The sequence below is a fragment of the Gordonia sp. AC31 genome (genome assembly GCF_031844505.1).
Lineage (GTDB): Bacteria > Actinomycetota > Actinomycetes > Mycobacteriales > Mycobacteriaceae > Gordonia > Gordonia hongkongensis.
On record NZ_JAUZVK010000026.1, the window covers coordinates 15,523 to 34,596 of the forward strand.

The 19,074-nt window shown below is 67.3% G+C and carries 23 protein-coding genes and 2 tRNA genes; 12 read left to right on the top strand and 13 right to left on the bottom strand.

Annotation, left to right across the window (positions count from 1 at the left end; all coding sequences use genetic code 11):
* Positions 1-47 precede the first annotated feature (47 nt).
* Positions 48-1,994, top strand: a complete 1,947-nt coding sequence (gene pknB, locus Q9R39_RS21405) for a Stk1 family PASTA domain-containing Ser/Thr kinase (protein ID WP_311278212.1) — start codon at positions 48-50, stop codon at positions 1,992-1,994.
* 78 nt (positions 1,995-2,072) lie between these two features.
* Here the strand turns inward: pknB and Q9R39_RS21410 are convergent, their stop codons facing one another.
* Positions 2,073-2,732 (bottom strand): aminodeoxychorismate/anthranilate synthase component II, encoded by a 660-nt coding sequence (locus Q9R39_RS21410; protein ID WP_078114064.1) that lies wholly within the window; start codon positions 2,730-2,732, stop codon positions 2,073-2,075.
* A gap of 149 nt (positions 2,733-2,881) precedes the next feature.
* On the opposite strand from Q9R39_RS21410, the gene crgA reads away from it, so the two are divergent.
* Together crgA and Q9R39_RS21420 are read left to right on the top strand one after the other, a co-directional pair.
* Positions 2,882-3,172 carry a cell division protein CrgA gene (crgA, locus tag Q9R39_RS21415; protein WP_010843022.1) on the top strand — a complete coding sequence of 97 codons (291 nt, stop codon included), beginning with the start codon at positions 2,882-2,884 and terminating at the stop codon, positions 3,170-3,172.
* A gap of 115 nt (positions 3,173-3,287) precedes the next feature.
* Positions 3,288-3,791, top strand: coding sequence for a PH domain-containing protein (locus tag Q9R39_RS21420; protein ID WP_311278213.1), 504 nt, complete (start codon positions 3,288-3,290; stop codon positions 3,789-3,791).
* Between the two features lie 13 nt (positions 3,792-3,804).
* On the opposite strand, the gene Q9R39_RS21425 is transcribed toward Q9R39_RS21420, so the two are convergent.
* Entirely contained in the window at positions 3,805-4,518 is a 714-nt protein-coding gene (locus Q9R39_RS21425) for a rhomboid family intramembrane serine protease (protein WP_311278214.1), read from the bottom strand.
* Between the two features lie 209 nt (positions 4,519-4,727).
* Positions 4,728-5,249, bottom strand: a complete 522-nt coding sequence (locus Q9R39_RS21430; protein WP_058253011.1) for a peptidylprolyl isomerase — start codon at positions 5,247-5,249, stop codon at positions 4,728-4,730.
* A 110-nt stretch (positions 5,250-5,359) separates the two neighbouring features.
* Here Q9R39_RS21430 and Q9R39_RS21435 point away from each other — a divergent pair, with 110 nt between their 5' ends.
* Positions 5,360-5,539, top strand: a complete 180-nt coding sequence (locus tag Q9R39_RS21435; RefSeq protein ID WP_211540287.1) for a hypothetical protein — start codon at positions 5,360-5,362, stop codon at positions 5,537-5,539.
* A 920-nt stretch (positions 5,540-6,459) separates the two neighbouring features.
* Positions 6,460-6,705 (top strand): DUF4190 domain-containing protein, encoded by a 246-nt coding sequence (locus tag Q9R39_RS21440; protein ID WP_137809197.1) that lies wholly within the window; start codon positions 6,460-6,462, stop codon positions 6,703-6,705.
* A gap of 133 nt (positions 6,706-6,838) precedes the next feature.
* Here Q9R39_RS21440 and Q9R39_RS21445 read toward each other — a convergent pair whose 3' ends face one another.
* A complete protein-coding gene (locus Q9R39_RS21445) occupies positions 6,839-8,323 on the bottom strand; it encodes a DHA2 family efflux MFS transporter permease subunit (RefSeq protein ID WP_311278215.1) in 1,485 nt (494 codons plus the stop codon).
* Positions 8,324-8,401: 78 nt separating this feature from the next.
* On the opposite strand from Q9R39_RS21445, the gene Q9R39_RS21450 reads away from it, so the two are divergent.
* The 3 genes from Q9R39_RS21450 (at position 8,402) to Q9R39_RS21460 (ending at position 10,318) form a co-directional block, all read left to right on the top strand.
* Positions 8,402-8,653, top strand: a complete 252-nt coding sequence (locus tag Q9R39_RS21450) for a hypothetical protein (protein WP_137809124.1) — start codon at positions 8,402-8,404, stop codon at positions 8,651-8,653.
* Positions 8,643-9,491: an SDR family NAD(P)-dependent oxidoreductase gene (locus Q9R39_RS21455; RefSeq protein ID WP_137809125.1), complete on the top strand. Its 849-nt coding sequence runs from the start codon at positions 8,643-8,645 to the stop codon at positions 9,489-9,491. The genes Q9R39_RS21450 and Q9R39_RS21455 overlap by 11 nt, the downstream gene beginning before the upstream one ends.
* 107 nt (positions 9,492-9,598) lie before the next feature.
* Positions 9,599-10,318 (top strand): type 1 glutamine amidotransferase domain-containing protein, encoded by a 720-nt coding sequence (locus tag Q9R39_RS21460; RefSeq protein ID WP_311278216.1) that lies wholly within the window; start codon positions 9,599-9,601, stop codon positions 10,316-10,318.
* Positions 10,319-10,551: 233 nt separating this feature from the next.
* On the opposite strand, the gene rpsR is transcribed toward Q9R39_RS21460, so the two are convergent.
* The 4 genes from rpsR to rpmB are packed head-to-tail and all read right to left on the bottom strand — an operon-like array spanning position 10,552 to position 11,549.
* The gene (gene rpsR, locus Q9R39_RS21465) at positions 10,552-10,815 is read right to left on the bottom strand and encodes a 30S ribosomal protein S18 (protein ID WP_311278217.1); all 264 of its coding nucleotides are present in this window, start codon (positions 10,813-10,815) and stop codon (positions 10,552-10,554) included.
* 28 nt (positions 10,816-10,843) lie between these two features.
* Positions 10,844-11,149 (bottom strand): 30S ribosomal protein S14, encoded by a 306-nt coding sequence (gene rpsN / locus Q9R39_RS21470; RefSeq protein ID WP_165629295.1) that lies wholly within the window; start codon positions 11,147-11,149, stop codon positions 10,844-10,846.
* Positions 11,149-11,313, bottom strand: coding sequence for a 50S ribosomal protein L33 (gene rpmG / locus Q9R39_RS21475; protein ID WP_058253004.1), 165 nt, complete (start codon positions 11,311-11,313; stop codon positions 11,149-11,151). The genes rpsN and rpmG overlap by 1 nt, the downstream gene beginning before the upstream one ends.
* Positions 11,313-11,549: a 50S ribosomal protein L28 gene (gene rpmB, locus Q9R39_RS21480; RefSeq protein WP_311278218.1), complete on the bottom strand. Its 237-nt coding sequence runs from the start codon at positions 11,547-11,549 to the stop codon at positions 11,313-11,315. The genes rpmG and rpmB overlap by 1 nt, the downstream gene beginning before the upstream one ends.
* Positions 11,550-11,653: 104 nt before the next feature.
* On the opposite strand from rpmB, the gene mrf reads away from it, so the two are divergent.
* The gene (mrf, locus tag Q9R39_RS21485) at positions 11,654-13,003 is read left to right on the top strand and encodes a ribosome hibernation factor-recruiting GTPase MRF (RefSeq protein WP_311278219.1); all 1,350 of its coding nucleotides are present in this window, start codon (positions 11,654-11,656) and stop codon (positions 13,001-13,003) included.
* A 37-nt stretch (positions 13,004-13,040) separates the two neighbouring features.
* Positions 13,041-13,298 carry a type B 50S ribosomal protein L31 gene (locus Q9R39_RS21490; RefSeq protein WP_165629297.1) on the top strand — a complete coding sequence of 86 codons (258 nt, stop codon included), beginning with the start codon at positions 13,041-13,043 and terminating at the stop codon, positions 13,296-13,298.
* Between the two features lie 19 nt (positions 13,299-13,317).
* On the opposite strand, the gene Q9R39_RS21495 is transcribed toward Q9R39_RS21490, so the two are convergent.
* Complete coding sequence (locus tag Q9R39_RS21495; protein WP_165629298.1) at positions 13,318-14,595, bottom strand: serine/threonine-protein kinase; 1,278 nt, start codon at positions 14,593-14,595, stop codon at positions 13,318-13,320.
* 67 nt (positions 14,596-14,662) lie between these two features.
* On the bottom strand, positions 14,663-15,232 hold the full coding sequence (locus Q9R39_RS21500) for a TetR/AcrR family transcriptional regulator (RefSeq protein WP_137809129.1): 570 nt from the start codon (positions 15,230-15,232) through the stop codon (positions 14,663-14,665).
* A 74-nt stretch (positions 15,233-15,306) separates the two neighbouring features.
* On the opposite strand from Q9R39_RS21500, the gene Q9R39_RS21505 reads away from it, so the two are divergent.
* Positions 15,307-15,873: a dihydrofolate reductase family protein gene (locus Q9R39_RS21505; RefSeq protein ID WP_280360328.1), complete on the top strand. Its 567-nt coding sequence runs from the start codon at positions 15,307-15,309 to the stop codon at positions 15,871-15,873.
* Between the two features lie 8 nt (positions 15,874-15,881).
* On the opposite strand, the gene Q9R39_RS21510 is transcribed toward Q9R39_RS21505, so the two are convergent.
* A complete protein-coding gene (locus Q9R39_RS21510; protein WP_311278220.1) occupies positions 15,882-16,814 on the bottom strand; it encodes a saccharopine dehydrogenase in 933 nt (310 codons plus the stop codon).
* Positions 16,815-17,129: 315 nt separating this feature from the next.
* On the opposite strand from Q9R39_RS21510, the gene Q9R39_RS21515 reads away from it, so the two are divergent.
* Positions 17,130-18,776: a DNA glycosylase AlkZ-like family protein gene (locus Q9R39_RS21515; protein ID WP_265969069.1), complete on the top strand. Its 1,647-nt coding sequence runs from the start codon at positions 17,130-17,132 to the stop codon at positions 18,774-18,776.
* Between the two features lie 30 nt (positions 18,777-18,806).
* On the opposite strand, the gene Q9R39_RS21520 is transcribed toward Q9R39_RS21515, so the two are convergent.
* Together Q9R39_RS21520 and Q9R39_RS21525 are read right to left on the bottom strand one after the other, a co-directional pair.
* Positions 18,807-18,879: transfer RNA gene (locus tag Q9R39_RS21520), tRNA-Ala, on the bottom strand.
* Positions 18,880-18,940: 61 nt separating this feature from the next.
* Positions 18,941-19,014, bottom strand: a tRNA-Ile gene (locus tag Q9R39_RS21525).
* Positions 19,015-19,074: the final 60 nt, after the last annotated feature.

Genomic DNA, 19,074 nt, shown 5'->3' on the forward strand with positions numbered 1-19,074 from the left:
TTGACCCGTTCTGACCACAGATCCTGAGGGGCGAACCACCGAGGCCGATGTCGACACCACACCACCTCTCCGACCGCTACGAACTCGGCGAAACGCTGGGTTTCGGTGGCATGTCCGAGGTGCACTACGCGCGCGACCTGTTGCTGCACCGCGACGTCGCGGTGAAGGTGCTGCGTGCCGACCTCGCCCGTGACCCGTCGTTCTATCTCCGGTTCCGCCGCGAGGCCCAGAACGCGGCGAAGCTGAACCACCCCACGATCGTGCAGGTCTTCGACACCGGCGAGGCCGAGACCGAGGACGGCCCGCTGCCGTTCATCGTGATGGAGTACGTCGACGGCGACACCCTGCGAGATGTGTTGCGCGCCAACGGCCCCATCTCGCCGCGGCAGGCGATGACGTGGATGGCCGACGTCGCGGCCGCCATGGACTTCTCGCACCGCAACGGGATCGTCCACCGCGACATGAAGCCGGCGAACGTGATGATCGACAAGTCGGGTGCCGTCAAGGTCATGGACTTCGGCATCGCGCGGGCGATGAGTGACGCGACGTCGACGATGACCCAGACGTCCGCGGTCATGGGTACGGCGCAGTACCTGTCGCCCGAACAGGCCCGTGGCATCAAGGTCGATCCGCGCAGCGACATCTACTCGATGGGGTGCGTGCTCTTCGAACTGCTCACCGGCGAGCCACCGTTCACCGGGGACTCGCCGGTGGCGGTCGCACACCAGCACGTGCACGAGGATCCCCCGTGGCCGTCGCACGTCCGGCCGGAGATCCCGCGCGAACTCGATTCCGTCGTCCTCAAGGCGATGAGCAAGAACAAGGACAACCGGTATCAATCAGCGGCCGACCTGCGCGCCGATCTGATCCGGGTGCTCGCCGGTGGCAAACCGTCGGCGCCGATGCTGCTCTCGGACGAGGAACGCACCGAGTTCATCGACACCGGACCGCGCCGGCCCACCCGGACGGAGACGACCGGTCCGCGTCGGCCGATCGCGGGCCGCACCTCGAACGGCAACGGCGGAAACCACCGGCGTGACGAGGACACCGAGGAGACACCCCGACGCCGCTCACGGCTCCTCATGGCCGGCGCGCTGCTCGCCGTCATGGTGCTCGTCGGAGGTCTCTTCCTGTGGTCGCCGTGGGGTTCGGGCTCGGCGGCGCAGGTGTCGGTGCCGGCGGTCTCCGGACTCAGCTCCGACGACGCGCAGGCCTCGTTGGAACGGGCCGGCTTCGAGGTGCGTGTGCTCGAGGAACCGAGCCTCGACGTCGGTGTCGGTCTCGCCACGCGGTCGACCCCGGGTGAGGGCGTGATGGCGGCCGAGGGCTCCGAGGTCGCGCTCTATGTCTCGACGGGTCCTCAGCGTGTTCGATTGCCGTCGGATCTCGTGGGCAAGACGCCGGCCGAGGCGTTGGATCAGCTCAAGGTGCTCGGGTTCACAAACGTGCGAACCGACCGCGTGGACTCGACGACCGAGATGAAGGACAAGGTGGTCTCGACGGCACCGGCCGTCGGCGCCGAGGTCCCGGTCAACGGTGCGGTCGTCGTCAACGTGGGCAACGGCCCGCGCGAGGTGACGGTCCGCGATGTCGTCGGCATGTCCGAGAGTCAGGCACGAGCCGTGCTGGAAGAGCTTGGCATGATGGTCGTCGTGGTCGCGGCCGACTCCGAGCGTCCGGCCGGAGAGGTCATCAGCACCTCACCGGGTCCCGGGTCGACCACAGAGCAGGGCAGCACCGTGCAGATCAGCGTGTCGCGGGGCAACCTCTTCACCGTCCCGAACCTCCGGGGCAAGACGCCTGCCGAGGCCCAGGCCGATCTCGAGCGGGCCGGCTGGGAGCGGTCGACGCTGACGCGGCAGACCCGCAACGTGCCGCTCGGCAGCCCCGACGACGGTCGCGTCGTCGGCCAGGAGCCGAATCCCGGGTCCCAGGCCCGCAAGAGCGGTTCGATCACGATCATCGTCGGCCAGGCGAGCCTGCTGCCCAACTGATCGTCTCTGCTGGTTGAGCCGGCACCGAGCGGAGCGAGGAACCGAGTCGAAACCACTTCGGTGACCTCGCCACCGAAGTCAGCCGACCGCGGTCGCCATCTCGGCTTCGAGGGCGGCCACGCGGGTCTCGTCGATCTCGATCCCACATGTCTTGAGCCAGTTGGCGAGCATCCGGTGACCGCCCTGGGTCAGGACGCTCTCCGGGTGGAACTGCACGCCGTGGATGGGTAGTTCACGGTGGGCCATCGCCATCACGATGCCCGACTCGGTGCGTCCGGTGACGACGAGTTCATCAGGGATCGTCTCGGGGAGCACCGTCAGCGAGTGATAGCGCGTGGCGGTGAACGGATCCGGCAGTCCTTCGAGCACGCCCGCGTCGTCGTGGAAGACCAGTGAGGTCTTGCCGTGCAGGAGTTCCGGTGCGCGGTCGACGGTGCCGCCGAACGCCGCACCGATCGCCTGGTGTCCCAGGCACACACCCAGCAGCGGCAGTTCCCGTTCGGCGGCGACACGGACCATCGGCATCGTCGCGCCGGCCCGCTGCGGCGTGCCGGGACCGGGGCTGAGCAGGACGCCGTCGAATCCGGCAACGGCCTCGCGCAGATGGTCGGGATCGGCCGGGGAGAGTTGCGGGTCGTCGTTGCGCCACACGACGGCCTCGACGCCCAGCTGGCCCAAGTACTGGACCAGGTTGTAGACGAAGCTGTCGTAGTTGTCGACCACCAGAATGCGACTCACGCGAGAAAGGCTACCGCCGAAGCGGGTGGTCGGCGTCGGCGACCTGGTGAGATACCGTAGATCTCGAGTGTTTGCCAGTGGCGGGGACGAGCTCACCTTCTCCCGCCCGCGTACGACCGCCCCGGCGGTGCCGCACAACAGAGGAAGTCATGCCGAAGTCAAAAGTCCGGAAGAAGACCGATTACACCATCAACCCGGCCAGCCGGACGCCGGTCAAGGTCAAGGCCGGCCCTTCGAGCACCATCTATGTAGGCGTCATGCTCGGCCTGATGGTGCTGGGTCTCGCCTGGCTCGTCGTCTACTACCTGGCCGCCACGCCCACCGCGTACGGCGGCGAGGGCCAGGTCCTGCATTGGATGGCCGAGCTCAACTCGTGGAACTTCCTGATCGGTTTCTCGCTGATGGTGGCGGGCCTGTTGATGACGATGCGTTGGCGGTAGACGCCGACGGTCGTTCGCGTGTCGAATGCGCTGAGCTGCTGAAACACACGCGTGTAAGTTATCCACACTGTGGAAATCACATGTGTGTAAGTCATCCCCACTGTGAGTAACTCCTGTGGATAACTCCGAGGTCTCTTACACACACGCGTGGGCGACCCCCGTCGGCGCCGGTCTGGCCGGCTGCCTCGGCGGCGTGGCGTTGGTGGTGGCGGCGGTCGTCGCCGCTGCCGATCCGGCCGGCATAGTCCTGATGGGCGTCGCCGGGATTCTTCTTCTCGTGCTCGGCGCCTACACCCTGCTGGTGCGTCCCCGACTGGCCATCACATCGGGGCCGAACCCCGCTCTGGTCCTCGGGACCTTGCGAGGCCAACGGACGTACCCCCCGGAACGCATCGAACGGATTCGGACGCTGTCGATCCGTCGGGTCGGCCGGCGGGTCGGACAGTTGGAGATCGACGTTCTCGACGACGACGCAGCCGGCACGACCGCGCACGACCGCGGCGTCGGCCCTCGCGACGACACCCGACTCGTGGTCTTCAGCCGCTGGGACCTCGGGACCGACCTGCCGACCGTGGTCGACGCGCTGCGCGACGCCGGCTTCGTCGTCGACGAGGGATAGGTCGCGCCGCAGCTCAGCGGATGTAGACGAGCCCGTCGTACGCGACGCCCGCGCCGATGCCGAGCCCCAGCGCCACGACGAACAGTGCGGCGAGCGCGATCCAGCCGACACGACTCGCGGCCTGGGGAGTCCGACGACCCGCGGGCAGCACGGCGTCGGGGAGGTACACGATCGCCGCGGTGGCGGCCGCTCCGAAGGCGAGCCCGCCGAGATGCCCGAGGACCGAGATGCCGGGCAGTGAGAACGACAGCACCACGTTGAAGCCGATGATGAGCAGAACCGGGACCGGGGACACGCGGGCCTTGAGGATGATCACGAGCATCGCGCCCATGAGTCCGTAGATGGCTCCGGAGGCTCCGGCGGTCAGGGCGCGGTCGTCCTCGAAGAGCATGACGGCAGCGCTGCCGCCGAGCAGTGCGATCAGGTAGACGGCCAGGTATCGGCCGATGCCGAGAGCGAGTTCGAGATCGCGGCCGAGGATGTAGAGCGACAGCATGTTGACGGCCACGTGCATGACGCTGAAATGCAGGAAGCCCGCGGTGAGGAGTCGCCAGTACTCGCCGGCCGCGACGTCGCTCTTGAGGAGGTCGCCGGCGCCGAAGATCGCCGCACCGCCGGGATCGCCCACTCCGGCCTGGAGAACGCACAGCGCGAAGATCAGCAGGTTGACCGCGATGAGCGCGTACGTGGCGTAGGGCTGCGTCGGGGCCGCGCGGGTGCGCGCCATCACGGGGACACCGCGGCGTGGGCCGCCGAGCGACGGCGACCGTTGCACGCCGTCGTTGCGGAGGCATTCGAGACAGTGCTGGCCGACCGATGCCGGACGCAGGCACTCGGGACACGCCGGCCGTCCGCACCGGCTGCAGGACAGGCCGGTGGGACGGTCGGGATGCCGGTAACACACCGCCCGCTGCGGGGCGGTGTGTTCCGGAGAGGTCAGTTGACCTCGATCTTCTCGATGACGACCTCGTCGAGCGGGCGGTCGCTGCGGTCGGTCGACGTCGTGGCGATCGCGTCGACGACCTGCTGCGAAGCCGGATCGGTGACCTCACCGAAGATGGTGTGGCGACGGTTGAGGTGCGGGGTCGGGCCGACGGTGATGAAGAACTGCGAGCCGTTGGTACCCGGGCCGGCGTTGGCCATCGCGAGCAGGTACGGACGGTCGAACTGCAGCTCCGGGTGGAACTCGTCGCCGAACTGGTAGCCGGGGCCGCCCATGCCGGTTCCGGTCGGGTCGCCGCCCTGGATCATGAAACCGGAGATGACGCGGTGGAAGACCGAGCCGTCGAAGAACGGGCCGGAGTTGCCGCCGGACGCGTTGGGCTTGCTGTACTCCTTGCTGCCGTCGGCCAGCCCGACGAAGTTCTCGACCGTCTTGGGTGCATGGTTCGGGAACAGGTCGACCTTGATGTCGCCGCGATTGGTGTGGATGACTGCGGAGCTTTTCGGTGTAGTCATCCCTCCATCCAACCACTCACCCGGATCCGCTGGTCGGGACATGGCCCCGAGGTGCGCAGATGCACCGGGCGGGGTGGCAGCGCCGCACACCGGCTGGCACTCTTGAGCCCATGTCCAAGAACTACCTCTTGACCGCGCTGGGTGTGGTCGCCGCGTCCGTCACCGCCGCCGTCGTCGCCGGCTCGCTGCGTCGCGCCCGACGCGTGGTGGCCCCGGTGTCCCCGACCGTCCCGCGGATCGAGGAGGTCCGCGAGGCGCTCGCCGAGAGCACCGAGACGCAGGCTTCGTGACCCGCCGCGGCCGACGCGACACCGGGCCGCTCGCCACGCACGGGTAATTTGGTCTCGTGACCTCAGACGACGAGCGCTCCCCGAACCCGCCGCCGGGGTCCGGCGGCGCAGACGACCGGACCCGCGAGTCCTGGTCGGCGCCCGAGAGCTCCGCACCGACGAGCAACCCGGCGCCGTGGGAACGGTCCCCCGCACGACCTGCGGGCTCGCCGACCTCGTCGCAGGGAACCGACGCTCCCGACCGTTCCGACGGCCGGCCGGCGCCCCGCGGTGACTTCACGCCGCCGCCGGGGGGTCGACCGCCCACCAGACCCGGGCCACCGCCGGGCCGGCGACCGGCCCCGCCGCGCGGTGACTCGTTCGGGACGTCTGGTCCCTCCGGGGGACCGCACCCGCCCGGTGCGCCGCGTCCGCGGCAGAATGGCCCCGGGCCCGCGCCGGCCGGGCCGGTGGCGGGCGCCAACCCCACCGTGCAGCGCCCAGCCGGCAATCCGTCCGGCCCGGGTCCGCGACCGCCGATGCCATCCGGTCCGCCCGGACGCCGACCCCCACCCGGTCAACGCCCGGGCCCGGGTGGATCGCCGTTTGTCAAAGGCGCTCCGCCGCAAGGTGATAGGCCTACCGATGGCTCCCGTCCACCCTTCGCCGGACCCCGGCCGGGTGCAGCGCCGGGCGGACGACCGGACTCCTCCGGTCGGGATTCCGACCGGGACGATCACGCGACGCAGGTGGTGGGTGCGGGCGGACTGGCAGTCGGTCTGTCCGGCGATCCGTCCCCTAATACCCGCGTCGTGGACGGTCCCGGCACGGCCGGCGCACCTGCCGCCGCCGACCGCCCGGACACCGGGACCTCGGGCCCTGCCTCCCCGGCGACCCCGGCCTATTCAGCAGTCGAACCCGCCAGAAGTTCGGAGGACAGCGTGGCTCCCCAGTCCGGTGCCGGTCCGCGCGTCAATCGGATGGCGTTGTGGGCCTTGGCGTTGTCGATCCTCGGGATCACTTTCATCGTGGGACTGGTCCTCGGATACCGTGCGCGCACCCAGATCCGGCAGCGTCGCGAGGTGGGCCTCCCGTTCGCCACCGCCGCCATCTGGGTCGGCTGGGCCTACCTCGGGGTCTTCGTCTTCGGACTGCTCGTCTACGGATGGATACTCTTCATCGCCTGAGGCCGGACTGACGAGCGGTGAGTCGCCCATCCGCTTCCTGAGGAGCGAGCTTCCGAGCACCTCACCCCGTCCCCTGAGGAGCGAGCGTGCAAGCACCTCACCCCGCCCCCTGAGGAGCGAGCGTGCGAGCACATCACCCCGCCCCCTGAGGAGCGAGCTTGCGAGCGTCTCGAAGGGTCCGCCGCGCCGGCATCACGAACACGGTCGCGAGGAGGGCACACACGAGAAGACCTGCCGTGAGGAGGTACGTGTCGGCGATCGCCGAGGCCAACTCGGGCGCAGCGTCGATGCGTTCGGCGGGACTCAACGACATCGCACCCGCCACTCCCCGACCGTTGACCGCCGCGCTGCGCGAATTCATCAGGGCCGCAATGGTGGCCGTGATCGCGGCCGACGCCAGCGCGACGGCGAACTGGTTCGAGGTCGTGAGGATGGTCGTGCCGCCCGGGGTGTCTGCGCCCTCGAGGTCGCGGGTGGCGGCCGTCATGGTGGGCAGCATCGTCGCGCCGACTCCGATCCCCATGAGAGCGAGGATCGCGACGACGACCGGGTATGGCAGCGACTCGTCGAGCAGCGTGGCCATCAGGATCATCGCCGTCGTCGACAGCACGATGCCGCAGATCGCAACCCGTCGCGGGTCCACGAAATCGGCGACCCGCGTGGCGATCTGGAGAGTGATGCCGCTCAGGAGCGCGGGGAGGACGAACAGCATGCCGGCGGTCGTGGCCGAATCGGATCGGACCGACTGGACGTAGATGGGCAGGATCGTCATCGATCCGAAGTACGCCCCGGCGAAGAAGATCATCACCACGACGCCACCGCGCAGACGCGCGTGCGCCAGCAACCGGAGATCCAGGACGGGCGTGCGGCTGCGCAGCGATCGTCGGACGAAGTAGCCCAGCAGGACCAGGCCGATACCGACCGGGACAAGTATCGATGCCGCGAGCAGCGACCCGGTGTCCCCGGCGCGGGCCAGGCCGAGAACCAGGAACGCCCCGCCCGGTGACAGCGCCGCCACGGCTCGCAGGTCGATTCGCGGCATGCCGCGCGTGGCGGTTCGGGGGAAGAACCGCCACGCCAGGACCGCCGCGATCAGGCCGAGGGGTACGTTCACCGCGAAGACGACACGCCAGCTGCCGTGGTCGACGAGTACGCCGCCCAGCACCGGACCGAGCACGGGACCGACGAGGGTGGGTAGTCCCAGGATGGCCATCATCCGACCGCGCAGCGCCTCCGGCACGGTCTGCAGCGCAATGGCCATGCCGACGGGTTGCAGCATCCCACCACCGAGCCCCTGGAGTGCACGAAAGACGATGAGACTGCCGATGTTCCAGGACAGGGCGGTGAGGAGCGAACCGAGAACGAAGACCAGGAGGGCGGCGCAGTAGACCCGTCGGCCGCCGAAGCGGTTGCTGGCGTAGGCCGACAGCGGCATGACCGCGACAAGGGCCAGTGCATACGCGGTGGTCACCCACTGCACGCTGGACAGCGGCGCGTCGAATTCGGTGGTCAGTTGCGGCAGCGCGACGGTCACGACCGTCACGTCGAGCATCGCCATGAGGGTCGGGACGACGAGGATGAGGCCGATACGCCGGCTCGCCGGGTCGAGTGTGGTCACGACGACGAGCACACAACCTCAAGTTCAGTTGAAGTCAAGGGCGGTGTGAAATCCTGCGTCTTGGGGCAAGGTGGAGAGATGCCGGACAACGAGAAGCCCACCTGGACCACGACCGACGATGAAGTGAAGGCCGACCCCGACATGCGGAGCGACCCCGACGAGAATGACGGGCCGGCCTCGGCACTGCCCACCGCACGGGACACCGAGATCGGCGAGACCGACCGAATCCGGGAAGACAAGGCGTCTTACGACGGAGCACAGCCACCGGCCGACCACACTGACGAGGGTCACGCGGTCGGCGGATCGGAGGGCACGACCGATGGCCAGTGACACCCCCTCCGGACAGAAACGCACCATCGTCCTCACCGGCGCCAGCGACGGGATCGGCGCGATCGCCGCGCGTTCCCTGGCCGGACCCGACACCGACCTCGTCCTCGTCGGACGCTCGGCGAAGAAGCTGGCGCCGATCGCCGCCGAGACCGGTGCGCGGCAGTTCACCGCCGACTTCTCCGCGCTCTCGGAGGTGCGGGATCTAGCCGCCGAGATCAATTCCGCCGTCGGGACCATCGACGTCCTGATGAACAACGCGGGCGGGACGTTCGACGCGTCGCAGCGGACTTCCGACGGACACGAACCGAACTTCCAGATCAACCACCTCGCGCCGTTCCTGCTGACCCACCTCCTGCGGGATCGACTGGCCGCGGCCCCGCAATCGCTCGTCCTGAACACGTCCAGCGTCGGCAACCTCTTCGGGAAGGTCGACCTCGACGACCTGGATTTCGAGAAGCGCCGGACCCTCGCGATGCGGCCCTACGGTACGGCCAAGCTGATGAACATCCTGTTCACACGCGGGATCGCGCAGCGCTGGACCGGTGACAAGATCTATTCCGCCGCAGTGCATCCCGGACCGGCGGCGACGAGCTTCGGCCGCGACTCGCGCTTCGTCGGGCTCGCCTACCGGTCTCCGCTGACGCGCCTGGTGACCATCACCCCCGAGCAGGGAGCCGCCCCGCTCATCGCCCTGGCCGAGCGCGGCGCCGACCCGACGGTCAACGGCGTGTACTTCGATCGCCACAAGGCCAATGGTCGGGAGAACCGTCAGGCCCATGACCAGAAGCTGATCGACGGGTTGTGGCAGCGATCGGCGGAACTCACCGGTTTGACGTGACCTGACCCGTCTCCCCCGCCCTGACCTGGGCCGTGGCCGAAGCCGCGGTTGTTCTCTACGTTGGCGGTCGGAGACCGACACCGTCTACCTGGACACAGGAGGTTCAGATGACACGCAACATCCTCTTCATCATGACCGGCGCCGGCAGCTGGACGCTGAATGACGGCTCGAGCCACAAGACCGGGTTCTGGGCCGAGGAGGCCGTCGCGCCGCTGGAAGTGTTCCGCGCAGCCGGCTACAAGGTGACCGTAGCCACTCCGAACGGCGCGAAACCACCCGTCGACGAGACGAGCCTCTCGGTCGAGAGCATCGGCACACCTGAGCGCGCCGCGGAGATCCGCCACGTCGTGGAGACCGCTCCGGAGCTGCAGAAGCCGATCGCGCTCACCGACGTTCGCATCGCCGACTACGACGCCGTGTTCGTCCCGGGCGGCCACGGACCCATGGAGGACCTGGCCGTCGACGCGGACGCGGGAGCTCTGCTGATAGCGGCCGACGAGGCGCAACTGCCGCTCGGAATCGTCTGTCACGGTCCGGCGATCCTGTTGGCGGCGAACAACTCCGACGGCGTCAACGCGTTCGCCGGCCGCACGGTGACCGGCTTCAGCAACGCCGAGGAGGAACAGGCCGGACTCGCCGACAAGGCTCCCTGGCTCCTCCAGGATCGGCTCACCCAGGCAGGTTTCAAGGTCACCCTCGCCGAACCGTGGACGGTCCACATCGAGACCGACGGCAACCTGCTGACCGGCCAGAACCCCGCGTCGTCGGAATCCTTGGCACGCACCCTGCTGGATCGCCTCGAGAACGTGCCGCAGGGTTCCAAGTAGCACCTCTTGCCCCTCGAGGTTCGAGGAGCACACCCTCTGCTCCCTCAGGTGCGAGGAGCACACCCCTGCTCCCTGAGGTGCGAGGAGCGCAAGCGACGAGCCACGAAGGGCTGACGACGTACGTTGCCACACCCTTCGTGGCTCGCTCCGCTCGCACCTCAGGGAGCAAAAATCGACGCACACGAGTTTCTTCGTGGCCCACGACGGCCGCCGGGCCGAGATACCCTAAATTCTCAATGCCGAGAGTCGTACGGCAGCAACGCCATCTCACGCGCGTTACGGATCGCCGTGGCGACCTGGCGCTGCTCCTGCGGGCTCAGCCCCGTGAGGCATCGGCTGCGGATTCTGCCCTTGTCGGACAAGAACTGCCGCAGCAGCGCGACATCCTTGTAGTCCACGGGATTACGACCGTCGGCCCGCACGCCCTGTGCGATGAGCAGGTTCCGCTTGCGCTTCGCCGGCACTTCCTCGCGCTGACGCTGTCTTCTGTTGGCCATCACTGTTCCTCGTTCTCGTGGGTCCGGATCACCAGCTGGACTTCTGGATTCCGGGTAGTTCGCCGCGGTGCGCGAGTTCGCGGAACCGCACGCGGGACAGGCCCGCCTTGCCGATGTACCCGCGGGGCCGGCCGTCGACGGCGTCCCGGTTGCGCAGTCGAGTCGGACTGGCGTTGCGCGGCAGCCGTTGTAGGCGTCGTAGCGCTTCCGAACGCTCCTCGGGCGACGAACTGGCTGCAACGCTCGCGCGCTTCAGTTCGGCGCGGAGGTCGGCATACCGCGCGACGACCTCGCGGCGCTGTTCGTTACGGACGATCTTGGACTTCTTGGCCATCAGCGGTCCTCTCGGAAGTCGACGTGGGCGCGGGCGATGGGGTCGTACTTGCGCAGCACCATCCGGTCGGGATCGTTGCGGCGGTTCTTCCGGGTCACATAGGTGTATCCGGTCCCGGCGGTGGACCGCAGTTTGACGATGGGCCGGATCTCGTTGCGCGCCATCAGACCTTCTCCCCTCGGGCGTGGATCTTGCGCAGCACCGACTCGATGCCGTGCTTGTCGATCGTCGAGATCCCCTTGGCGCTCACGCGCAGCGTCACGTACCGCCCCTCGCTGGGCACGTAGTAGCGACGGCGCTGGATGTTCGGGTCCCACCGGCGCGACGTCCGCTTGTGCGAATGCGACACCTGCTTGCCGAAGCCGGGTACCCGACCGGTGACCTGGCACCTCTTGGACATGCTGCCTCCTGTTCTTATCGACAATGATTGGCATTAACTGTGCGGCCACGGTACCGTCGTCCAAGCACAAATGGAAATCATTCTCAATAGAACGGAGTGGAGTCGTGCTCGACGATCAACCCGCGAACCACCCGCAGGACGCCCCGGGCGACCAACGGACCCCGGTCGTGCTGGTCACCGGGCTCGACGCGTCGTCGATCCACCGGGTGGGCGACGCGTTGGAGTGCGGCGGCGTCGGCAGCGTCCAGGTCCACCACGACCTGACACAGGTCGAGGACGGCCGCGTCGTCCGGACCCTCAGCTGGCGGGGCCCCGACGGTCGCAGCCACCATGACGTCTGCATCATGGAACTGGCCCACGGTTGCATCTCGTGCACCCTTCGCGAAGATCTGCTCCCTCTGTTGCGGCGGCTGCATCGTCGACCGTCGGTGAACCGGATCGTCCTCACACTCGATCCCGTCCTCGAACCCGAGCAGGTCGCCTGGTCGATCGAGAACGTCATCGTCTCGGACATGCCGGGGTTCGACGACGCCCCGGCGGCGGCCGACGTCCGCGTCGATCTCACCGTTGCCTGTGTGGCCGAGGAGGATTGGCTGACGTCGGCGACCGGCGATCTCTCACTCGCCGAGGGTGGGCATGTCGCGCTCGACGACGACCGCACCCTTGCCCAGGTGGCGGTCGGTCAGGTCGTTTTTGCCGACGCACTGGTGGTCGCAGCATGCGACCCGACCGTCCGCGACGCCTGGGCGTCCGCGCGACTCGTCGCCGTCCTCAAACGGCTCGCGCCGAACGTCCCGATGATGTTCGAGTTGCCGCAGCGCCCGATCACTCCCGTCCTGGCCGAGCAACTGCTCGCCGCGGTACCGCCCCGTTCACGTCGCGGACGCATCGACGGTCCGCACGACCCTCTCCTCGCGGGCGAACCGCCACTGGACTCCGACTGCGGGGTCACGTGGGTCGAGTTCCACAGCGATCGACCGCTGCACCCGGGTCGCTTCCACGAGGCGATCGACGCCCTCCTCGACGGGGTCGTCTGTGCCCGCGGGCGACTCTGGATCGCCACCCAGCCCGACGAGGCGCTCTGGCTCGAGTCGGCCGGCGGCGGACTGCGCGTCGCGCACGGAGGTCCCTGGCTCGCCTCGATGACCGATGACGAACTCGCGCAGGTACCCGACGAGCGTCGGGCTCTCGGTGCACTGCGCTGGGACGAGACCTTCGGCGACCGGCACACCTCGCTCGTCGCGCTCGTCCATCAGGGCGACCCCGCCGAGATCGAGGAGGCCCTCCGCGGCGCCTGCCTGAACGAGGTCGAATTCGCTGCCGGAGAACAGTTCTGGTCGACCTTCGACGATCCGTTCGGGCAGTTCCACGCCGACCCGTGCGATGACCTCGACGTCGGCGAGTCGACCGTGGACGCATTCCCCGGCGTCGACGCTGATCCCCGGGACAACTGAACCCGCACCGACCCACATCTCACCGGAAGGCACCCACATGAAGAAGGGCATCCACCCCGATTACCACCCCGTCGTCATCCGCGACGGTTCGACGGGCAAGGAGTTCCTCACCCGATCGACGGCGACATCGTCGACGACCGTCACCTGGTCCGACGGCAACGAGTACCCGCTCATCACCGTCGATGTCACCAGCGACTCGCACCCGTTCTACACCGGGGTGAACACGATCCCCGACGTCGCCGGCCGGGTCGAGAAGTTCCGCCGGCGCTACGCGCACCTGAACAAGGACGACTGAGGGACGTCGATGGGCGACGTCAGTTCTTGTCGTCCTTCGGTTTCCCGTTCCCCTTGTTCTCGCTCTTGCCACCACCGCCGTTGCCACCACCGCTGTTGCCCCGCCCGTTTCCGCCGCTTCCGGCCGGTCCCTCCTCGGTCTGGGGGGTGTCGATCTCCGTCGCGCCGGTCGGCAGGGGGATCGGCGCGGGCGCGTCGATCGTGCTCGGCGGTGGAGTCGGCCGTGATTCGGTGGTCGAGGACTCGGCGGCCGGCAGGGAGGTCGGGGTCGCCGGAACTGGGGTGTCGTCGTCGGATCCGGTGGCGATGACGACGACGGCGACGAGAAGGGCGGTCAGCAGAGCGGCGGCGCCACCCAGCACGGCCATCGACGTTCGACGTCGGGACCGGTTCGGCCCTCCCGGAAGCGAAGCCGTCCCCGAGGCGGTGCGAGTTGGCGGGGACGGTGGCGGCATCGGCGCCGTGAGCCGACTCGTCCCGTCCGGGCCCATGTGGTCGCCATGCCCGGCCAGCGCCGCGCTCATCGCCGCAGCACTCGGAAACGGCACGGTGTCACCCGGACGCATGGCCCGGTCGATCGTCTCGCGCAGTGCCGGCGCGACATCCGGACGGATGTCGGCCAGCAGTGGCGGCGGCGCGTGCAGGATCGCGTGCGCGACGGCGGCAGGGTTGTCGTGGTCGTACGCTCGGCGACCCGTCAGAGCCTCATATGCGACGACCGCAGCCGCGTAGAGATCGTCGGCCGGTGTCGCCGCCCGGCCCAACACGCGACCGGGACTGAGGTAACAGATGGTTCCGACCACTTCTCCCGTCGCCGTGTGCGCCATCCCGGCCGTCTTGGCGATGCCGAGATCGGCAACCTTCACCCGGTCGCCGGACATCAGCAAGTTCGCGGGTTTGATGTCGCGGTGCAGCACCCCGGCGGAATGGGCGGCGTACAGGGCGGCCAGGACGTCCTCGAGGATCGCGGCGACGCGGTGGGGCGGCAACGGCCCGCCGGCCATGAGATCGCCGACCGTTGTGCCACTCAGCCGTTCCATCACGATGTACGGCGTTCCGTCGTGCTCGCCGAAGTCGTGGACGGCGACGATGTTGGGGTGGTTGAGCGCGGCGGCCGCCCGCGCCTCCGCAATGAACCGGTCACGTGCGACCGTCGGGGTCTCCGGCTCTGAGCGCAGTAGCTTGATGGCGACCGACCGGTGGAGTCGCCGGTCCCACCCGTCGTGGACCACCGCCATGCCACCGCGTCCGAGAACTCCCCGGATCTCGTAGCGTCCGTCGAGCAGGTCTCGGTCCACTTGTTCACGGTAGCGGGTGCCATTCCCGGCCATCGTCGACCCGGAGCCGGAGTCGAACGGCGTGATCTCAGCCCGGCAGCAACCCGTCGACCAGCGCGTCGACGATGTCGTCGACAGGCACATCCGGGAGCAGTGGGCCGGTCAGCTGGTCGAGGAGGAGTCCGTCGACGGCGTAGTGGAAGAGGGCGATCTCCCGGGCCGTCCCCGGCAGGCCGGCTTGTTCGTTGAACGCCACGTCCCCGGTGAACCCGGTCCGACGCCATTCGCCGATGATCTCCGCGACCTCGGGGCGTCGAATTCCTTCCAACCGGAGTTCGATCAGTGCGATGGTGACAGTCCGGTTTGCCATCAGACGCTCGACGATGTTGCGGAGATACTCGGCGAAGAGCTCCCGCGTCGGTGTGCGTCCGGCTCGCTCGGCGATGAACTCGTCACTCGGTGCCAGTCGCTCGTAGATGCGCTCCACCAATCCGGTGAGAAGTGCTGAGCGAGAACGGAAGTAATTCGTCGTCGTACCGAGGGGCACGCCGGCGGCACGGTCCACCGCGCGGTGGGTGAGCCCCCGCGCGCCGGCGTCGGCGAGCACTTCGAGACCCGCATCGGCCAGGGCGCGTCGACGGTCGTCGTTACGGGCCATGAGAAAACGATAGCGCAACCACTACATGTGCTGTAGTTTCTCAACCACTACATCTGAAGTGATTGGGGATCAGCATGCGTGAACTCGTGTACTACGTGGCCGTGAGTCTCGACGGGTACATCGCCGGACCGGACGGCCAGTTCGACGCCTTTCTGATGGAGGGCGATCACATGGACGGCATCAACGAGCGGTTCGCCGACACCATCCCGACGGACTACGCCGCCGCACTCGGGATCGACCAGAGCACAGGGATTTTCGACACCGTCCTGATGGGAGCCGGTACCTATGCCGCCGGGTTGCCAGAGGTGACGAGTCCGTATCGCCACCTCGACCAGTACGTCTTCACCCATCGTCGACGCGACCCGGTGGACGGCGTGACGTTCACGGATCGCGACCCGGTCGAGGTGGTGCGTGAGCTCAAACAGCGCAAGGGAAAAGACATCTGGCTCTGCGGAGGCGGCGATCTCGCGACTCAACTGGCCGACGAGATCGACCGGTTTGTCCTCAAGCGTCAGCCGGTGATGTTCGGGAGCGGCATTCCGCTGATGGCGCCCGGCCGGTACGCGCCCAGGAGGTTTCGACGCGTCAGCGCACACGACTTCGACACCGGCGTGTCGATCGTCGAATACGCCGCAGCGTAGGAGCGGACCTACCTCAGCACCGTGAGCGCGTCGTCGAGTGAGACCAGGTCGGCCATCGTCACTATTCTCTTGGCGCCATGGAGTTCCGTCGCGGCGCGGATGGCGGCCAGCGCCGTCAGTCGGCCCGTGGCGTCGGACTGTCCGGCCCCCGAGGCCTCCCGACGCTCACCGGTGCGCCGATTCTCGGCGATGACGTGCCAGGCATCGGAACCAAGGGGAGGCGCCCACGTCAGCGTGCCGCGCAACGCCGGCACCCGCCCGATCAGGCCGAGCGCCGCGGTCATCGGGGCCGAGCTGAGAGTGAGATACGAGCGGATGTGACCCGGCCGGTTGTCGAGAAGGACATGGTCGGGGAAGTCCGCGCGCAGATATCGTCTGCCATGTCCGTCGGGTCCGGTGGCGCGCCGGGTCTCACCGAGGTTGCGGACTTTCCCGCCTTCGGGCGGGCGGTGGACATCGGTGCCGATCAGACCGACCGTCCACGCGACCGCCGCCGGGCCATGTTTCTCCCCCGCCCCCAGCATCACGAGCACGTCGAGGTCGTCGCCGGGCCGAGAATCGAGTGCGGCGGTCAGGATCGTGCTGAGCCCGGGCGCGAGGCCTGCCCCCAGGACGATGGGTCCGGCCGCGGTCGCACGCAACGCATCGAGGTAGGCGCCAGACGCCGAGATGTCCACGAGCGGCGTTGGTCCGATCGCGGTGCCGAGTTCCGCGCGTTCGACGCCGGACGCATTGACGACGACGTCATGTCCAGCGGCGAGGTCGCGTAGTGCCGCGAGATCCTCGCGTAGATCGAGCCGAACATCGGCGCTCGCTGCTCGGCTCGTCGTGGTCACGAGATGGCCATCCACCTCGAGCTCGCGTCTTACGACGGCGCCCACCGCACCGCGCCCGCCGAGCAGGAGGACCCGCAGGTCCTCACGGTTGTTCGATTCGCTCATAGACACCACTTCCAGTTCGCGATTGCCTGACAATCATGCTCGACGCCGAGCACGTCCTAGGACCCGACGAGACGGCCCAGTTCGATCCGACGACTCCTTACTGGTACGGAGCGGCTGACGACAACCCGGTCGAGATCCTGCATCTGTTTGGTCGTACCGCGACCGGCCGGGGTCGCGCTTTGTCGATGGAAGTAGAGCTAACGGCACGGTGTCGTCCTTTCGGAAGGGCGGTCTGTACGGCGCGCCATAGCGTTTAAAAGTTATGACTCCAGTAGGTACAGGCTCTCCCATGTCATACTTATGCATAATCTTCTTATGGACACGCGCGCTCTCATAGCCGACGGCGAGAACTTCACCACTGAGTTCAAGCGTTCGGATATCAACGACAAGGAGCTCACGAAGGCTGTCGCCTGTCTCGCCAACGGCGACGGAGGCGTTCTGTTGGTTGGCGTAGACGACAACGGCATCGTGGTTGGTGCACAACCGCGTCACGGCCGGACTACCGACCCGGCGCGGGTTGGTGCATACATCCAAGCCAATACCGAGCCTGCGCTCGCGGTGGGCGTTCGGTTGGAGAGCGTCGACGGTCAAGAGATCATCCGGATTGATGTTCCCCGCGCCGACCCTGGCCCCGTCGGCACGAAGTTGGGAGTCTTCACCAAGCGCGTGATCAAGTCTACGGGCGAGCCAGAATGCGCCCCTATGACCGCGCATGAGATTGTCAGCATGGGCATGATCACCCGCGGTCAGGATTTCGCAGCCTCTGCAGCGTGGGACGCAACCCTGACTGACCTCGATCCGTTTGAGTTCAATCGTTTTCGTCGGATGTGCCTTGCGTCGGGAGACGATCTTGCAGACCTCTCCGACCCAGATATACTCCGGGCTCTCGGGCTCGTACCTTTGTCCGCCCCGGTCAGCATCGGGGCAGTCCTTCTCTTCGGAACTGGGTCCGCGGTGCAACGATGGGTCCCAAACGCTGAAGTGTTGTTCCAAGACGTACGCAGCGGGCACCCACCCACAAACATCCAAATGGTGGAACCACTACTAAAGACGGCTGAGAAGCTGCGCGACCTCGTAGATGCACAGAACACAGTCACGGAAGTCATGGCTGGGCTCCTGCGTGTTGAAGTTCCACTCATCCCATCGATCACTCGTCGGGAAGCTGTCGCGAATGCGTTGGTACACCGCGACTACACCGCTGTTGGTCCCATACGGTTGCAGCTGACGGACGGCAGTTTCGTGGTCTCCAGTCCGGGCGGATTTCCACCGGGCGTCACCACGCAGAACATTCTTGACCAGTCCAGACCTCGAAGCCTGATTCTCGCTGGAGCGTTCAAACGCGCCGGCTTGGTCGAGAGGAAGGGCAAGGGTGTCAATGACATGTTCGAACAGCAGCTAAGGGCCGGACGAGACGTCCCTGACTACTCACACAGCACCAGCGACTCGGTTGTGGTCACCGTCCCCCTCGGAAACGCAGACCTGGATCTGGTTCGTTTCTTACTCACATGGGAGAACGAACACCAGCAACCACTGAGCCTCGACGAGTTGCGGATTGTCCACGAGGTGAAGACTTCGGGCTCGGCGACGAGTAGCGAAGTCGCTGAGGAGTTGCATCTCATTCCTGCGAGCACCAGGACTAGCCTTGGGCAGCTCGTCGAGAGGGGCATCCTCGAGTCTCGCGGTGTCGGTCGCAGTCGGAAATACCACCTGACCGCGCGCTTCTACGATCTTGCGCAAGATCGCAACGCCTACGTGCGTGTGAAAGGCGTCGATCCGCTCCAGCAGGAACGAATGATCCTAGACTATGTGACCGCGTACGGTTCGATAACCCGTAGTCAGGCCGCCGAGCTCTGCCAGACCATCCCGCCTCAAGCCCGCTCGGTACTGAAGCGGCTGGTGGAAGACGGCCGACTGATTCTGGTAGGGCAACGTCGCGGTTCACGCTATGTGCTACCAGACTGAATGAGCGATAACTCCGCGGGCCAGCATTTGTGGAGCCTAGGAGATTCGAACTCCTGACATCTGCCTTGCAAAGGCAGCGCTCTACCAACTGAGCTAAGGCCCCGTGCCGTACCGATCGGTTCGGCGGGATGCGAGATTCCGATGTCCGAAAACATCTGTCGCAGTGGGCCTAGGAGGACTTGAACCTCCGACCTCTTCGTTATCAGCGAAGCGCTCTAACCGCCTGAGCTATAGGCCCTTGAACCGAGGAGTGAGATTACCCGACCGATGCCCCAACAAACAAAACGGCTGGTCAGGG

What these genes read in the sequence shown, in the direction of transcription:
- rpmG (WP_058253004.1), bottom strand. Translation starts at nt 11,313, where the DNA reads ATGGCGCGCAACGAGATCCGGCCCATCGTCAAACTGCGGTCCACCGCC.
- crgA (WP_010843022.1), top strand. Translation starts at nt 2,882, where the DNA reads ATGCCGAAGTCAAAAGTCCGGAAGAAGACCGATTACACCATCAACCCG.
- Q9R39_RS21435 (WP_211540287.1), top strand. Translation starts at nt 5,360, where the DNA reads ATGTCCAAGAACTACCTCTTGACCGCGCTGGGTGTGGTCGCCGCGTCC.
- Q9R39_RS21430 (WP_058253011.1), bottom strand. Translation starts at nt 5,249, where the DNA reads ATGACTACACCGAAAAGCTCCGCAGTCATCCACACCAATCGCGGCGAC.
- Q9R39_RS21455 (WP_137809125.1), top strand. Translation starts at nt 8,643, where the DNA reads ATGGCCAGTGACACCCCCTCCGGACAGAAACGCACCATCGTCCTCACC.
- Q9R39_RS21510 (WP_311278220.1), bottom strand. Translation starts at nt 16,814, where the DNA reads ATGAGCGAATCGAACAACCGTGAGGACCTGCGGGTCCTCCTGCTCGGC.
- rpmB (WP_311278218.1), bottom strand. Translation starts at nt 11,549, where the DNA reads ATGTCCAAGAGGTGCCAGGTCACCGGTCGGGTACCCGGCTTCGGCAAG.
- pknB (WP_311278212.1), top strand. Translation starts at nt 48, where the DNA reads ATGTCGACACCACACCACCTCTCCGACCGCTACGAACTCGGCGAAACG.
- Q9R39_RS21500 (WP_137809129.1), bottom strand. Translation starts at nt 15,232, where the DNA reads ATGGCCCGTAACGACGACCGTCGACGCGCCCTGGCCGATGCGGGTCTC.
- Q9R39_RS21505 (WP_280360328.1), top strand. Translation starts at nt 15,307, where the DNA reads ATGCGTGAACTCGTGTACTACGTGGCCGTGAGTCTCGACGGGTACATC.
- Q9R39_RS21450 (WP_137809124.1), top strand. Translation starts at nt 8,402, where the DNA reads ATGCCGGACAACGAGAAGCCCACCTGGACCACGACCGACGATGAAGTG.
- rpsR (WP_311278217.1), bottom strand. Translation starts at nt 10,815, where the DNA reads ATGGCCAACAGAAGACAGCGTCAGCGCGAGGAAGTGCCGGCGAAGCGC.
- Q9R39_RS21425 (WP_311278214.1), bottom strand. Translation starts at nt 4,518, where the DNA reads ATGGCGCGCACCCGCGCGGCCCCGACGCAGCCCTACGCCACGTACGCG.
- Q9R39_RS21490 (WP_165629297.1), top strand. Translation starts at nt 13,041, where the DNA reads ATGAAGAAGGGCATCCACCCCGATTACCACCCCGTCGTCATCCGCGAC.
- Q9R39_RS21515 (WP_265969069.1), top strand. Translation starts at nt 17,130, where the DNA reads ATGGACACGCGCGCTCTCATAGCCGACGGCGAGAACTTCACCACTGAG.
- Q9R39_RS21460 (WP_311278216.1), top strand. Translation starts at nt 9,599, where the DNA reads ATGACACGCAACATCCTCTTCATCATGACCGGCGCCGGCAGCTGGACG.
- rpsN (WP_165629295.1), bottom strand. Translation starts at nt 11,149, where the DNA reads ATGGCCAAGAAGTCCAAGATCGTCCGTAACGAACAGCGCCGCGAGGTC.